Source organism: Streptomyces sp. NPDC047869 (genome assembly GCF_040704065.1).
GTDB lineage: Bacteria > Actinomycetota > Actinomycetes > Streptomycetales > Streptomycetaceae > Streptomyces.
On sequence record NZ_JBEYRK010000019.1, the window covers coordinates 63,352 to 77,808 of the forward strand.

Sequence of the window (14,457 nt, forward strand, 5' to 3'; positions counted from 1 at the left end):
GCAGACCAACGCCGGCTTCGCCGCACTCACCCGGCTCGTGCCCGGGCGCGCTGGACTATGCCCAGCGCATGCCGATGGCGGAGAGTTGCTCGATGCGTTCCGGTGACAGGGCCGCGGCCCTGCTTCGCTGGTTGCTGACCCATGCTCCGAGCCTGATCGCCCGCACCTCCTGGTGCTCACCGCTCCCGTTCACGTCGCCGTCGCCGTCGATGCGTTCGATATGTTTGCGGGGTACGCGAAGATGTCCTTCGCGCTGGTAGAACTGCTTGGCGGCGGCGAGGTTGAGCGCCCACTTGTCGGCCTGTGTGCGGCGCGGCTTCGGTCTCTCGCCGTCGTCGGCGGGTTGGACGCCGAGGACGTGTTCGAGCATCCACTGTTGTACGCCGGTGAGTTTGTCGAAGCCGACCCGCTGGGCTCGTACCCACCGTCCGAGGTCTTCGCCCTGGTGCACCACGTCGCCTGGCGTGGTGGGCAGCGTGCCGCCGGCCTCGAGGTGCTGCCGGGTGAGGTGAAAGGCGCGTTGCCAGTCGACCGGCCAAGCGGGGCACCAGGCCGGGTCGATGTCGTCCAACTGCTCGCGTCGCTCCTCGGACAGGGCCCCGGCGGCCGACTGGGCCGGTAGCCCTTGGGCACGCCGCTGCTCGTTCTCCCGCGCCCGCCGGGCGGCGGCCCGCGCGTTCTTCAGCCAGATGCCCACGCGGTATCCGTGATGGGTGGCGTCGGTGGGCGCCAGGAGGTGCCCGTTCTCCTCGGCCCACCCGCGCGCGGCGGCAAGCCCTTCTTCCCAGGCGACGTCGTAGTGCGACCAGACCATGCCGAGCTTCTTCAAATGCTCGACGCGCTCGGGATCCATGTCGCCGCGAGCCTGGAACCTTCTGGCGTCGGCGATCCACTGTCCCAGTGGGAAGGCCGCCAGAGCGCTCGGCCACTCCTCGTCTTCCGTCTTCTGGCCGCTCGCAGAGGGGACGCGGTACGTGAAGGGGACGCGTAGGTCGCCGTGGAGCCGGTGGTAGAGGGTGGCGGCCTCGAAACCGCGCCGCCCGTGGGCGTGTTCGGGGTTGAGGACGCGGAGGTTGATGAACGCGGCGAGCGCGGCGGGGTCGCGCGGGGTGGAGAACTTCAGCAAGGCGCGGGCCGGCGTCGACAGCCTGGCCTGTTCGCCGGCGTCCGAGCCCTCCTGGTCCTCGTCGTTCTCATCTCCGGAGCGGGTCTGTACGCCTCTCACCCGACTGCGCGCCTGGGGCTCGGCCAGCTGCTCCACGACGCGGGTGTCGTGTGCCCGGAGCGCCTCGAGGAGTTTGGCGAGTCCGCCGAAGGCGCGGCTGGTGAGCATGCTGTCCAGCGTCTCCCCGGGGCCGAGCAGCACCGGCACGACCAGTGAGGCCGTCTTGCCTTCGCCGGGGTGGATGCGTAGGGCGCGGCCGACGGCTTGGACGAGGTCGGGCATGGAGCCGCGTACGTCGGCGAAGTACACCGAGTCGCAGTTCCTGGTGTCGACGCCTTCGCCGAGCACTCTTACCGAGCCGAGGAAGCTCTTCTCGACGACCGTGCCGTCAGCGGCGAGACTGTCGGCGAACTCGCGCAGGACGCGCCGTCGGTGGTCGGCCCGGTGGTCACCGCACAGCCAGTCCGCCCAGACAGTGTGCGGGTACAGCCCGGGATCCGCGGCATGAAGCCGCTCGGCGACGCCGGGCAGGCCGGCCGCGAACGCCTCGGCCTCCTTGACCACGTGGTGGAAGACGAGGGTGCGGCGGAAGCCTTCCTCGGCGGAGGCCTTGACCAGCGCGGTCTGCAGGGCGGCGAGGCGGGCCCCGCGCACTGCCTCGGAACGCCCGTCCGCTCCGAGGAGCAGGGCGGCCTGGAACTGAGTGTCGGTGATATCGACGCACACCACCTGGTAGGGGGCGCAGATGCCTCGGTCGATCGCCTCGGACAGCGTGAGTGTGTAGCAGCGGGCTCCGAACGGCCCCTTGGGGTCGTCCTCCATCGAGGCGACCGGTTCGCCCGGTGCGCCCGGCGCCTCCTGGTCAGGGTCTTCGTCCGTCTGCCAGAGCCGGGGAGTGGCGGTCATGTAGAGCCGACGCAGGGCGGGGATGCGGGTGTTGTCGTGGACGACTGCCCAGGGCTTGCCGATCCGTCCCGAGGTCCGGTGGGCTTCGTCGACGACGATGAGGTCCCAGCCGGGCAGGCCGGCGGCGTGGGCGCTTTCGAGTGTGCCGAGTCCGAGGGACGCGTACGTGGCGAACACCGTGACTTTGTCGAACGGCTGCACCCAGGCGACGAGCTCGCTCACGTCCGTGGTGTTCGGGAAGCCCGCCTCGCCTCCGCGCAGGGAAGAGATCCCGATCATCGGACCGGTACGGCCGCCCTCGCGCCAGGCAGCCTCGGTCTGGGTGAGCAGGTCCAGCGAGGGCACGAGCACCAGCACACGACCCGCCTGCAACTCCTCCGCGCCGCGCACGGCGACGAGGGTCTTCCCGGAGCCGGTCGCCATGACCGCCTGCGTCCGCAGACCCCGCTCGGGCACGGTCGACCGTGCGGGCAGCTCGAGAGCGCGGAGCAGCGCGTCCACGGCCTCGCGCTGGTGTGCGCGGAGAGTCTTCATCACGCGTTACGTCCTGGGCTTGAGCCGGTGTGGTTGCGCATGCGCTGGGCGCAGGGAGGCCGGGCCAGTGCAGTTTGAGCGTCGCCTCGCCCCTCATGCTAGGCGGGTGACGGCCTCGCACCGGGCCCGCTGTGTGGCTCGGGGTGGACGACTGGGCGGCTGGCTCCGCCTGCGCGGTGGTGGGTTGGCCGAGTGCGTGTCTGGCGGGTGACCCACCAGGCCCCTGTTGGCGGGCGTGGGCCCCAGTTGCATTACCCCGCGTCTGCAATTATTGTCGAACGCATGTAAGACGCTTCTGCATCTAAATAAGGCGCCCGAACGGCCTCGCGGGTGATCCACCTCCGTGCCGGCTCCATCGACTGAGCCGCCGCACAGGCAGGAGGCGTCCGCTCCCCACCAGCCTCACCCCCCTTGACCGAGGCATCGATCGAAAAGGCACTGCTCATGTCACTGAAGGAAATCCTCCCCGGCCGTCTCGGCTTCGGTACCGCCCCGCTTGGCAACATGTTCCGCGCGATCGCTGACGAGGACGCCCGGTCCACCGTCGAGGCCGCCTGGGACCAGGGCATCCGCTACTACGACACCGCCCCCTTCTACGGCGCCGGCCTCGCCGAGGAACGCCTGGGCCAGGTGCTGTCCACCGAGCCTCGTGACTCGTACGTGCTGTCCAGCAAGGTCGGCCGGGTCATCCTCGACGAGCCGGAGACCAATGTCCCCGACTTCGGTGAGAAGGGCGGACTGTTCGAGCACGGCAACCCCAACAAGATCCTCCACGAGTGGACCGCCGACGCCACCGAACGCTCCATCGAGGGCAGCCTGAAGCGTCTCGGCGTCGACCGGCTCGACATCGTCTGGGTCCACGACATCGCACAGGACTTCCACGGCGACCTGTGGCTCCATAAGTTCGAGGAGGCTCGTACCGGCGCCTTCCGTGTCCTGTCCCGCATGCGTGACGAGGGCGTCATCAAGGCATGGGGCCTGGGCGTCAACCGCACCGAGCCCATCGAGCTGACCCTCGGCCTCGACGAGCCGCAGCCCGACGGGTTCCTGCTCGCCGGCCGCTACACCCTCCTCGACCACGAGCACGCACTCCAGCGGCTGCTGCCCATGGCCCAGGACCAGAACGTCAGCATGGTCGTCGGCGGACCCTACAGCTCCGGCATCCTCGCCGGCGGCACCAACTTCGAGTACCAGCAGGCACCGCCGGAGATCATCGAGCGGGTCAGGCGCCTCAGGGCCCTCACCGACAAGCACGGCATCAGCATCAAGGCCGCCGCCCTGCAGTTCTCCCTCGCCCACCCGGTGACCGCCGCCGCCATCCCCGGCGCCTCCCGCCCCAGCCGGATCGCTGAGGACACCGCCGCCCTCAACGTGCCCATCCCCACCGCGTTCTGGACGGAACTCCGCGCCGGCGGCCTGGTCAGCCCGGCCGCGCCCCTCCCCGACGGCGCCTGACCCGAACACACCACCAGCACCACCACTCCAGGAGAAAGACCATGGCATCCGCCTCCGTCAGCCGCGTAGTACCGGCCTCACCCCAGCAGGTATGGGACCTCATCGGCGGTTTCGACGTCCTGCCCGACTGGCTCCCCTACATCCCCGAGAGCACCGCACTCGAGGGCGGCCGGGTCCGCCGGCTGAAGAACTCAGACGGCGAGGTCATCGTCGAGCGTCTCGTGGACTTCAGCGAGACCGAACACCACTACAGCTACGCCATCCTCCAGGCGCCCTTCCCCGTCACCGGCTACCTCTCCACCCTGCGGGTCCACCCGGTCCCCGGCCGGCAGGATGCAGCCGAGGTGCAGTGGTCCGGACGCTTCGCCCCCGACGGCATCAGCGACGCCGAAGCGGTCGACCTGTTCACCGGGATCTACCGCGACGGCCTGCGGGCCCTGCACAAGACCCTCACGTCCTGAGACCGCAGCACAACTGCTCATGCCCCGTACCACCCCGCCGCGCCCCGCACCTGCCGTACCCGGCCGACGTGCCGCCTCTGCACGGGGGAGGCGGTGGCGGGTTCCATGGGCCGGTTGGCGGGGTGGTTCCGGACATCTGGCGGATGTTCCAGCGGGGCGCTTCCAATCACCCTGGAGCTCATGAGTCACGACGCAGCGCCGCCCGTGTCATGCGGTGCTGCCCCCGTGATGCCACGCCACCGGACTCATGCCGGGCCAATAAGGAGGTCGGTTCCATGATCCGCCTGACGTTCCTGTGCGCCCCCGACACGGACGCCGCCGTGGATCCGTCGTTCGGCGACGCCCCCCTCAGTGACCGCAGCGTGTGTGAGGCAAGCGTGATGGGAGCGGGGCTCCCATCGCACGACATGGTCGTCCGGGCCCCTTCCATCCGCTGCTCGCAGGCCGCCGACGCCTTCGGCCTGGCGGCAGCGTCCGAGCCCGCGCTGCGGGACCTCGACGTCGGCAGGTGGTGCGGTCGCACAGTCGGCGACATCGCCGCAAGCGACCCCGACGGGTTCACCGCCTGGCTCACCGACCCCGATGCCGCACCGCACGAAGGTGAGTCCGTACGTCAGCTCTGTAGTCGCATCGCGACCTGGCTGAGCGGCGTAGCGTCCGACACGGGCCACGCACTGGCCATTACCGAAGCGGCCGTCGTGCGGGCCGCGCTCATCCACGCGCTGGCCGTACCGGCAAGAAACTTCTGGCATGTCCATGTGCCACCCCTGTCGGCAGTCTCCCTCAGGTGGCGCGACGGATGCTGGGACGTACAGCTCGGCCACGCCCCTGTCCCCGAGGTCCGCCCGTGGCCCGTCCCGCGTTCGGCGATTCCCGTGCCCGCCGCAAGTGATCGCCCTTTGCGGGTGGCTCGCCTGGGCGGCGGGGAACGATCAAGCTCCTCCCGGGAGGCGATGTTCGCCGGCCATGGGTAGGTCCGGGGAGGAAGCATCCGGGCCCGGCGCAGCGCGGAGGCCGTGCCTCACCTGTCGCGGGCCGTCGCCCCAGCGCGCTCGGCAGGGACGTTGCCCGGGCGTCGAACAGTGGAGTGGCCTGACTGGAGACGAGAGCACATGTATTCCGATGCCATTGCCAAAGGCACGACCAGCGCGGTGACAGCCACCGAGACGCAGCTGGCGGAGGTGCTGGCCGGCGTTCTGCGTGCCGAGCGGGTGCCGGTGGACGGCGACTTCTTCACTGATCTGGGTGCCGATTCGATGGTGATGGCGCAGTTCTGCGCCCGGGTGCGGAAGCGGGAGGACCTGCCGACGGTGTCGATGAAGGACATCTACCGGCACTCGTCGATCCGGAGCCTGGCGGAAGCGTTCACCGCCGGCGCTTCCCCCCGGGCGCCGACGGGCACTCGAGCCGCCGCTATGCCGTCGACGGATTCGCCCACCGGCACAGAAGGGCTTCTGGCGGAGGTGCTGGCCGGCGTTCTGCGTGCCGAGCGGGTGCCGGTGGACGGCGGCTTCTTCACTGATCTGGGCGCCGATTCGATGGTGATGGCGCAGTTCTGCGCCCGGGTGCGGAAGCGGGAGGACCTGCCGACGGTGTCGATGAAGGACATCTACCGGTACCCGACGATCCGGAGCCTGGCCCAAGCGTTCACGGAGGCTCCCGCTGACGGCCGGCCCGCGGAGCCCTCGCCTGCCACCTCACAGACCGCATCGCGCGTCCCTGCGGAGAGCGGCTCCCGATCCGTCGTGCCGGCTGCGCCCCAGTGCAGCCCATGGCGGCACGTGCTGTGCGGGACCGCTCAGCTGGTGATGTTCCTCGTCTTCGCCTCCCTGGGCGCCACGATCGCCGTACTCGGGTACCAGTGGACCCTGGAAGGTTCGGGGACGGCCGGCGTCTACTTGAGGGCGGTTCTGTTCAGTGCGGTGCTCTTCGTCGGCTCTTGCGCGCTGCCCGTCGCGGCCAAGTGGCTGCTCATAGGCCGCTTCACCCCCCGCAGAATCCCTCTGTGGAGTCCCGCCTATCTGCGCTTCTGGTGCGTCAAGACCCTCGTCCGCACCAGCCCGGTTCGTCTGTTCACGGGTTCACCGCTGTACGTGCTGTACCTCAGAGCGCTCGGCGCGCACATCGGAAAGGGCGTCACCTTCCTGTCCCGGACCGTCCCGGTCGGCACCGACCTGCTGACCATCGGTGACCGCACGGTGGTCCGCAAGGACGTGCTGTTGTCCTGCTACCGCGCGCTCGACGGTTGCGTAGAGACGGGTCCCGTCGCCCTCGGCGCCGATGTGACCGTCGGCGTTCAGGCCGTCGTCGACATCGACACGTCGATGGGCGACCACAGCCAATTGGGCCACGCCTCCTCCTTGCACTCCGGGCAGGCGATTCCGGCCGGACAGTCGTGGCACGGCACACCGGCGGAGCCGACGACCACCGACTTCCGCACCGTCGAACCAGCCGCGTGCGGCCCTCTTCGCAGGGTCCTCTACAGCCTGTCGGAACTGCTCGCCCTGCTGCTGGTGTACCTCCCCCTGACCCTGGCCGGTGTGAGCCTCGTGTTCACCGCGGTCCCGCAGCTCAACGCGGTGTTCACCCCGGGACCCCAAGCCTTCACCAGTCCCGCGTTCTACGTCGAGGCACTGGCCGCGTCCCTGGTGGCCTTCTTCGGAGGCATCGTCGCGGGACTGCTGGTCGTGAGTACGGTCCCGCGGCTGCTCAGCCTGGCGATCGAACCGGGCAGGACCTACCCGCTGTACGGCTTCCACCACGGCATCCAGCGGGCGATCACACGGCTGACCAACATCAGGTTCTTCACCACACTCTTCGGCGACAGCTCCGCGATCGTGCACTACCTGCGGTGCCTTGGATACGACCTGTGCCATGTCGAACAGACCGGGTCGAACTTCGGCTCGCTCGTCAAGCACGACACCCCGTACCTCAGCACCGTGGGCACCGGGACGATGGTCGCCGACGGCCTCTCCATCATCAACGCCGACTTCTCCAGCTCGTCCTTCCGTTTCGCCCCCACCTCGATCGGGCCGCACAACTTCATCGGCAACCGCATCGCCTACCCCTCCGGCGGCCGGACCGGCGACAACTGCCTGGTCGCGACCAAGGCCATGGTCCCCATCGACGGCCCGGTACGCGAAGGCGTCGGGCTGCTCGGCTCACCCAGCTTCCAGATCCCGCGCACGGTACTGCGCGACACCCGCTTCGACCAGCTCGCCCAGGGTGCCGAACTGCGCCGCCGGCTCGCCGCCAAGAACAGGCACAACGCGGTGACCGCGAGCCTTCACCTGCTGGCGCGCTGGCTCCACTTCTTCGTACTCGTCCTCATCGCCATGACCGCCGTCGAGCTCTTCTCGACCCTCGGTGTGCCGGTCTATGCGCTGGCGGGCCTGCTCACCATGATGTTCACAGTCTTCTACTTCGCTCTGATCGAGAGGGTTGTCGCGGGATTCCGGCCGCTCAGACCGCTGTACTGTTCGATCTACGAGCCCGACTTCTGGGGCCACGAGCGCTACTGGAAGCTGACGTCGCACGAGTATGTGCAGGTCTTCAACGGCACCCCGTTCAAGGCCCTGATCTGGCGGCTGCTGGGCGCCAGGATCGGGCGGCGGGTCTTCGACGACGGCTGCTCCATCACCGAGCGGACCCTCGTCAGCATCGGAGACGGCAGCGCTCTCAACGCCGGCAGTGTCATCCAGTGCCACTCGCAGGAGGACGGCGCCTTCAAGTCCGACCGCGCCACACTCGGGGCGGGCGTCACCATCGGCGTGGGGGCCCTCGTCCACTACGGCACCACGATCGGCGACCGGGCACAGCTCGCCCCCGACTCCTTCCTGATGAAGGGCGAGGAAGTTCCCCCTGAGACGCGGTGGGAGGGAAATCCCGCCCAGGAAGCAGATACCCTCCGCGAACGACAGGCCGACCGGCCGATCCGCGGCTGACCGTCCAGGCCGTGTCTCAGCGGCCAGGGCAGATGTGGAAGCCGATGCAGGCGCTGGTGATCAACCAGGCCTTCAGCCGAGCGGGGCGGCCAGCCGCCAGCCCTCTTGAAGCAGCCGGTCGATTGCCTCCAGGGCGAGTCGTAGCCGGGTCGAGCGGTCGCCGCGTACTTCCTGCCAGGGCACACCGCGACCGGACAGCACCTTGCGGAACCGCCCGGTCATCCAGGGCCGCAACTCCTCACCGTCGCGCAGGCCGTCGTCGTGGAACGGCACATCCTCATGGTCGGTGAGCAGATACAGCGCCCTGGGCGGCATGGCGTTGGCGAGACTGTGCACCGCCTCGGTGGCCCGGCCGACATAGCGCTCCTGCCAGACGGTGGTGGCCAGCGCGTCGGTGTCGCACACCAACACAGGTCCGCCGGTTCGGGCGGCGCGTTCCTCCTCGGCCGTTTGGCGGGCCGCGACGGCCTCGAAGTCGGCGTCACTCCACTCCAGGTCGAAAACGGTGGGCTCCGGCAGGCCGCGGCGGGCTGCCAGCGCGCGGGCCACCGCGAGCTTGGCGACGGTCAGTTCGCGCCCGTACTCGGGAACCCAACGGGTGAGCGAATGGGGACCGCCACGCTTGCGCAGTGCCTCCGCCAGATCGCGGGAGAGCGTGGTGGTACCGGTGGATTCGGCGCCGAGTACCACCACCCGCCGGGCGAACCACGCCCGCACCGGCGGCTCCAGCGTGTCCCAGCGGCCCACCGGGTCGCTGCGGACCGCGGTAGCGGAGACCGCGAACGTCTCTCGCGCCGCGTCCAGGCGGACGTCCGCCGCGCTGAACCGGCGCGCCAGTTCGGCGCCGTACGGCTCTGAGGTGAACACCGCGTCCACCGGGATGGCCGCATGCGCTCCGGCGGCCACCGCCTCACGCATCAGGGCGACGTGCCCGGCCCAGGCGCTGTCGCTGCCGTAGTCCACCGGGATGTTGTCGACGACACCGGTGATGGCCACCTGAGGTCGGCCCGCGTACGCCTCGCGCAGCCAGCCGACCCGGTCGGCCAGTGGTATCGACTCCACGTCGGCTGCCATCACCACGACCGTGACGCGCCGACAGCTGTCGGCCGCAGTGCGTACCAGGAAGTGGTGGCCGGCGTGAGGAGGATAGAACTTGCCGATGACCAGTCCGTGGTCGAAGGGGGCGGTCATGCGCGCACCAGGTCCGCTGCGGCGGTCGACCGGCCCGCGGCCAGCTCCCGGTGCCAGCTGCGCAGTCCGATCAGGCACATCGTCAAGAAGAGGACGTAGACGATGCCGGTCAGATAGAGCGCCTTGGCGAAGTACAGCGGGATGTAGACCACGTCCGCGGCGATCCAGAAGTACCAGTTCTCGTAGCACTTGGTGTTGAGCAGCCACTGGGCGACCAGCGACAGTGCGGTGGTGAGGGCGTCCCAGAACGGTGCGACGTCCTGGGCGCGGGTCAGGATCACCGTCAGAGCCCAGGTCGCGGGGACGGCGAGCAGCAGCAGGACGACGACGGTGCGCGCGGAGGCATGGCCCATCGGGCGGGGAGAGCGGCGCTCGCCGCCACGCAGCCAGGTCCACCAGCCGACGGCCGCCAGCATCAGGTAGACGACCTGCAACAGGGCGTCGGCGTACAACTGGGCGCTCCAGAACAGGACCAGAAAGAAGAGGTTGTTGGCGATGCCGACGGGAAAGTTGGCGATCCGCGCCCTGACGGTCAGCCAGACGCAGGCAGCACCAGTGGCGAAGCCGAGCAGCTCCGCCCAGGTCACCGCATCGTGGCCGAAGTCGAACAACACGGTGTTCAGGGGCGCGACGATATCGCCCAGGACGTCGCTGACAGCCATGGAGAGCTCCTTGCCCAGTAAATGTCAGCATGACGATAAATGGTGGAACCGTCGCGTGCCAAGCCCTTCTGGCGGGTCCGCTCACCACCGGCAAGCTTGATGTCGGCGCCGCCGTGTCGGTAGTGACCCGACGCGGCGAAGGCGGTGCGGTGGCAGTGGGTGGCGACCGTGTCGTGCCGGGTGGCGGCCGTGATGTGCATGGGTCGTTCCCGGGCGCAGGGCTGCTTCGTGCCGGAAGCCACCTCTCACCCGCATCGTCTTGTACCGGATGTTTGACACAAGATTCCAGCTGGGGCATCTTGTGCTTGCTGCTTGATACAAGATGATTCGAGGGGGACCCTCTGTGCTCGATACCGCCCCGTTCCAGCGCTGCTTTCTCGACCACGCGAACTACTACGCCCGCTGGTCCGGCCTGGCCATCGGCATCGTGGCCGCACAGGCGCTGTCCACACTGGGGCAGGTCGAGTTCGAGCAGCGCGTCGTGTTCTGCATCACGGCCTTCGGCCTGTGCGCGGTGGCAGGCGTCCTTCTCGCCGACGCCCTGACCCTGATTCCCCAGGACGCGGTACGCACCGCGAGTCTCGCCCCGCGCCTGGTCAGAGATCATGTGCCACCCCGCATGGGCCCTCTGATCGCCCTTCAGGGAGTCTCGCTGGCCGTCCTGCTGGCCATCACCGCCGCCACGGCCTCCGTCGACCCTCACCGTATCTTCAGCACGGGTAAGGTCATCGCCGTCTCCTGCAACGGGATGCCGGCCACCCTGGGCCCCTGGCCAGGGATGTACTACAGCCTTCCGACGTTCGGCGCCCTGGCCATAGCCACCCCGACCTGTGTGTGGGCCCTGCGCCGCATCGCACACGGACCGGGCGGGGAGCAGCAGCGTCGCGACCGCGCGTGGGCCGTCACCGGGGCGTGGGGCCTGCTGGTGTCGAGCCAGCAGCTGTACGCAGTGCTGATGATCTCCATCTCGCTCACGGAGACGGGCTGCGCCGGCGCGATGGGCGCGCTCACCTTCTGGGTGTTCTATCCCTTGGCCCTGCTGAACCTGTTCACCGTCATCTGGTCCCTGATCACCGTGGTGGCCCCCCGGGCCGTCGACGACGATGCGGCGATGGGATCCCTCGACGATGAATGAGCCCGCCGTCCGTGTCGATACTGCCAGCCAGGTACCGCCGTACGCGCAGATCCGTGCGCAGCTCGGCGCGCTGATCGTCACCGGCCGGCTGGCCGAGGGCGACCGGCTGCCGACCGTGCGCCAGCTGGCCACGGACCTCGGCCTCGCACCAGGCACCGTGGCGCGCGCCTACCGTGAACTGGAGACCGCCGGGCTGATCCGCACCCGTCGCGGGGCGGGCTCCCGGGTCGCGGCACCCCCAGCCGACCCAACTCGCCCATTCGCCTCCGTACTAGCCACACTTGCCCGCGATTTCACCTCTTCCGCCCGCGCGCTGGGCGCCGACACCGAGACCATCATGGCCGCCGTCCGCGATGCCCTGGGGCCGGACCGCTCCTAGCTACTTGCCCCTGGGCAGCACCCGAAGCACCGCAGGAATCGAACAGTTCATCGCTTGCGGCGGCGTGGGCCCCTGCCGAGCTGGCAGGGGCCCACGGCGTAGACAGCAGAGGAGTGCCCGGGCCTGCCGTTGATGCGCGGCATCCTGGCCGACATGGCTTGGCGTCTGCTGATGGCCTGGCGGCTCGGCCCTACTTCAGGTGCCGGGTGAAGAACTGGGCCGCGGCGTCCCCCGCGAACTGCGGGACGCCGGCGTGCCCGCCCATATTGGCGTGGAGGGACTTCTCCTCGGAGCCGAAGGCGTCGAACAGGTCCAGGGCCGCCTGCCGATGGTTGCCTTCGTCGTCCCACTGCAGCAGGACGTGCAGGGGAATGGTGACCTGGCGGGCTTCCTCGAACATGGCGCGCGGCACGAAACTCCCGGCGAAGAGACTGGCGGCCACGATCCGCGGCTCGACCACCGCAAGTCGAACACCGATGGAGATCACTCCTCCCGAGTACCCGACCGGGCCGCCGATCTCGGGCAGCGACAGCAGAGCGTCAAGGGCGGACTGCCATTCCGGGACCGCCTTGTCGACGAGCGGGAGGACGAGGGCGTCGATGATCTCGTCGCTGACCGGCTCGCCGGCTTCCATGGCCCGGCGCAGGTCGGCGCGGGCCTGCTCGGCGGCGGCCCATCGGGGTCGGTTACCGCTACCGGGAAGCTCGATGGTGGCCGCGGCGAAGCCATCCGCCGCGGCGCGCCGGGCTCGCGCCACCAGTCGGGGATACATCTTGTGCAGTCCGAGCGGGGGGTGGCCGAGCAGGATCAGCGGCACCGGCGCGGATGCGGATGCTGGTGTCCACAGGATGCCGGGGATCTCGCCGAGGGTGAATTCGCGTTCCAGGACGCCGTCGTCGAGGTGCTGTTCGGAAGTGAAGTGAAGGGCCATGGTCGTGCCTTTCGGGAGTGCGCTTGAACGGCGCTCCCGGACGACCTATCGCCCGACCGTGACCCCGAAGGAGAGCACCCATGTCGATTCGTTCACGGGTACCACCTCCTTGTTCTCTCGCACGGCTTCCGCGAAGGTAGCAGCGACCGTCGCCGTCCCGCCAATCTATTTCTGCGCGGGCTCCGGAGCCGGATGCCAAGGGGCCGGAACACCGCACAGAGCCACCGGGATGGTGCCGGCCTGATGCGCCGACCTTGAGCAGGCCGTGCTGTTCTTGCGCGCGGCCGAAGGGCCGCTCCTGGGCGGACCAGCATGTTCCTGCGCCTGCGGGGTGGCCCTGCGGCCTTGAGCCCGCCCGAGCAGCCGACCCGCTGCACGAGAATGTGCGCCGGTGCGAAATACTCTCCCGATGAGTTCACGTACTTCCCCGACCGGCCAGTCGATCACGATACGAAGGGCCGTCGCGCGGGACGCCAAACGGCTAACGCGGCTCGTGCGTGGCTCGGGCGCCTACGAGGGCAAGTACGCATCCGCAGTCGCGGGCTATCGGGTCGGTCCCGATTACATCGAGGCCCACCGCGCCTTCGTAGCCGTCGGCGCGGACGAGCATGGAGGCAGCCGGGTCATCGGGTTCTACTCGCTCGTCCTCGATCCACCGGAGCTCGACCTGCTGTTCGTCGCCGACGAGGCGCAAGGACGGGGTGTTGGACGACTGCTCGTCGCGCACATGCAGTCCGAAGCCCGTGCCGCCGGGCTCGACCGTGTCCTGGTCGTGTCGCATCGTCCCGCCGAGGACTTCTATCACCGCGTCGGTGCGGTGCGGATCGGGACCGCGCTCGCGAACCCGCCCGCCGTACTGTGGGATCGTCCGGAATTCGAGTTTCGTATTACGTCGGAATGACGCGAATGACGCGGTGCACCGTTTCGCAGGGCAGCTGACGCGCCAGCGAGCCGAACCTGCCCGCGCTCCAGCTTGCTGCCGTCGCCGGTCCCGCACCTGCGCGGAGGCGGTGCGCGGATGGCCCGGTGGAATAGGCGACCGTGAATCAGCGCTGACCAGGTATGGACGAAGTATCCCGGTACGACCATGGCGGGCCCGGCCCGTCCCCCTTCTCGACCGCCCGCGCACGCCTCGCGGCCGACCGCGCCGACACCCTGGCTCGGGCTGCCGCGCTGAGCCGCGACTACGACGGGATCGTCGCGGCGAACGCCCTGGTCGCAGTGGACGACGAACACGACCCCGAAGGGGGCACCACCGCCTTCGAGCGTGCCCACGTCGCCGCCCTGATGACTCAGACGCGCGAGCACCTGGAAGAACTGGACCGAGCACTCGAACGACTCGAACAGGGACAGTACGGGCGGTGCGAAGGCTGCGGCGAGACGATTCCCCCCGAACGCCTGGAGATCCGTCCAGCAGCGACCACCTGTGTCCGCTGCGCCCGGCCCGACCCACGCCGCCCTTGACGGCAGCCAGTCAGCCGCCGCGGTAAGCACCGCCATATCCGGACGGACCCCCTGACCTGTGTAGAGCCCCCTCCGGCCGCCGCTGTCCAACCCATGAAATGAGCTGCCCACCGAGCCCTGGGCGCCGAGGCTCATGCCCCGTACCACCCCGCCGCGCAGGACAGCTCAGCGCCAAGGGGGTGGCTCGAGGCTGTGGTGGTTGGTGGAGAGCTGTCACGCTCGGATCGCCA

At 69.3% G+C, this 14,457-nt stretch carries 12 protein-coding genes; 8 read left to right on the forward strand and 4 right to left on the reverse strand.

The genetic code is table 11. The features are described 5' to 3' along the window. Window positions 1-55: 55 nt before the first annotated feature. Window positions 56-2,605, reverse strand: a complete 2,550-nt coding sequence (locus AB0924_RS23965) for a Helicase associated domain protein (protein ID WP_366912514.1) — start codon at window positions 2,603-2,605, stop codon at window positions 56-58. A gap of 444 nt (window positions 2,606-3,049) precedes the next feature. Between AB0924_RS23965 and AB0924_RS23970 the strand changes: the two genes are divergently transcribed. The 4 genes from AB0924_RS23970 (at window position 3,050) to AB0924_RS23985 (ending at window position 8,465) form a co-directional block, all read left to right on the forward strand. Continuing rightward, complete coding sequence (locus AB0924_RS23970; protein WP_358937246.1) at window positions 3,050-4,060, forward strand: aldo/keto reductase; 1,011 nt, start codon at window positions 3,050-3,052, stop codon at window positions 4,058-4,060. A 41-nt stretch (window positions 4,061-4,101) separates the two neighbouring features. Next, window positions 4,102-4,521 (forward strand): SRPBCC family protein, encoded by a 420-nt coding sequence (locus tag AB0924_RS23975; protein ID WP_358937248.1) that lies wholly within the window; start codon window positions 4,102-4,104, stop codon window positions 4,519-4,521. A gap of 275 nt (window positions 4,522-4,796) precedes the next feature. Continuing rightward, window positions 4,797-5,495, forward strand: a complete 699-nt coding sequence (locus AB0924_RS23980; RefSeq protein WP_358937250.1) for a histidine phosphatase family protein — start codon at window positions 4,797-4,799, stop codon at window positions 5,493-5,495. Between the two features lie 177 nt (window positions 5,496-5,672). Further along, the gene (locus tag AB0924_RS23985) at window positions 5,673-8,465 is read left to right on the forward strand and encodes a Pls/PosA family non-ribosomal peptide synthetase (RefSeq protein ID WP_358937252.1); all 2,793 of its coding nucleotides are present in this window, start codon (window positions 5,673-5,675) and stop codon (window positions 8,463-8,465) included. Between the two features lie 72 nt (window positions 8,466-8,537). On the opposite strand, the gene AB0924_RS23990 is transcribed toward AB0924_RS23985, so the two are convergent. Both AB0924_RS23990 and pnuC read right to left on the reverse strand, forming a co-directional pair. Beyond that, window positions 8,538-9,656, reverse strand: a complete 1,119-nt coding sequence (locus AB0924_RS23990) for an AAA family ATPase (protein WP_358937254.1) — start codon at window positions 9,654-9,656, stop codon at window positions 8,538-8,540. After that, the gene (gene pnuC, locus AB0924_RS23995; RefSeq protein ID WP_358937256.1) at window positions 9,653-10,318 is read right to left on the reverse strand and encodes a nicotinamide riboside transporter PnuC; all 666 of its coding nucleotides are present in this window, start codon (window positions 10,316-10,318) and stop codon (window positions 9,653-9,655) included. The genes AB0924_RS23990 and pnuC overlap by 4 nt, the downstream gene beginning before the upstream one ends. 343 nt (window positions 10,319-10,661) lie before the next feature. Between pnuC and AB0924_RS24000 the strand changes: the two genes are divergently transcribed. Together AB0924_RS24000 and AB0924_RS24005 are read left to right on the forward strand one after the other, a co-directional pair. After that, a complete protein-coding gene (locus AB0924_RS24000; protein ID WP_366912469.1) occupies window positions 10,662-11,453 on the forward strand; it encodes a hypothetical protein in 792 nt (263 codons plus the stop codon). After that, the gene (locus AB0924_RS24005; protein WP_358937260.1) at window positions 11,446-11,832 is read left to right on the forward strand and encodes a GntR family transcriptional regulator; all 387 of its coding nucleotides are present in this window, start codon (window positions 11,446-11,448) and stop codon (window positions 11,830-11,832) included. The genes AB0924_RS24000 and AB0924_RS24005 overlap by 8 nt, the downstream gene beginning before the upstream one ends. Before the next feature lie 190 nt (window positions 11,833-12,022). Here the strand turns inward: AB0924_RS24005 and AB0924_RS24010 are convergent, their stop codons facing one another. Beyond that, the gene (locus tag AB0924_RS24010; RefSeq protein WP_358937262.1) at window positions 12,023-12,763 is read right to left on the reverse strand and encodes an alpha/beta hydrolase; all 741 of its coding nucleotides are present in this window, start codon (window positions 12,761-12,763) and stop codon (window positions 12,023-12,025) included. A gap of 409 nt (window positions 12,764-13,172) precedes the next feature. Between AB0924_RS24010 and AB0924_RS24015 the strand changes: the two genes are divergently transcribed. Continuing rightward, entirely contained in the window at window positions 13,173-13,664 is a 492-nt protein-coding gene (locus AB0924_RS24015; RefSeq protein ID WP_358937264.1) for a GNAT family N-acetyltransferase, read from the forward strand. A gap of 161 nt (window positions 13,665-13,825) precedes the next feature. After that, window positions 13,826-14,227, forward strand: a complete 402-nt coding sequence (locus tag AB0924_RS24020; RefSeq protein ID WP_358937266.1) for a TraR/DksA C4-type zinc finger protein — start codon at window positions 13,826-13,828, stop codon at window positions 14,225-14,227. Window positions 14,228-14,457 lie beyond the last annotated feature (230 nt).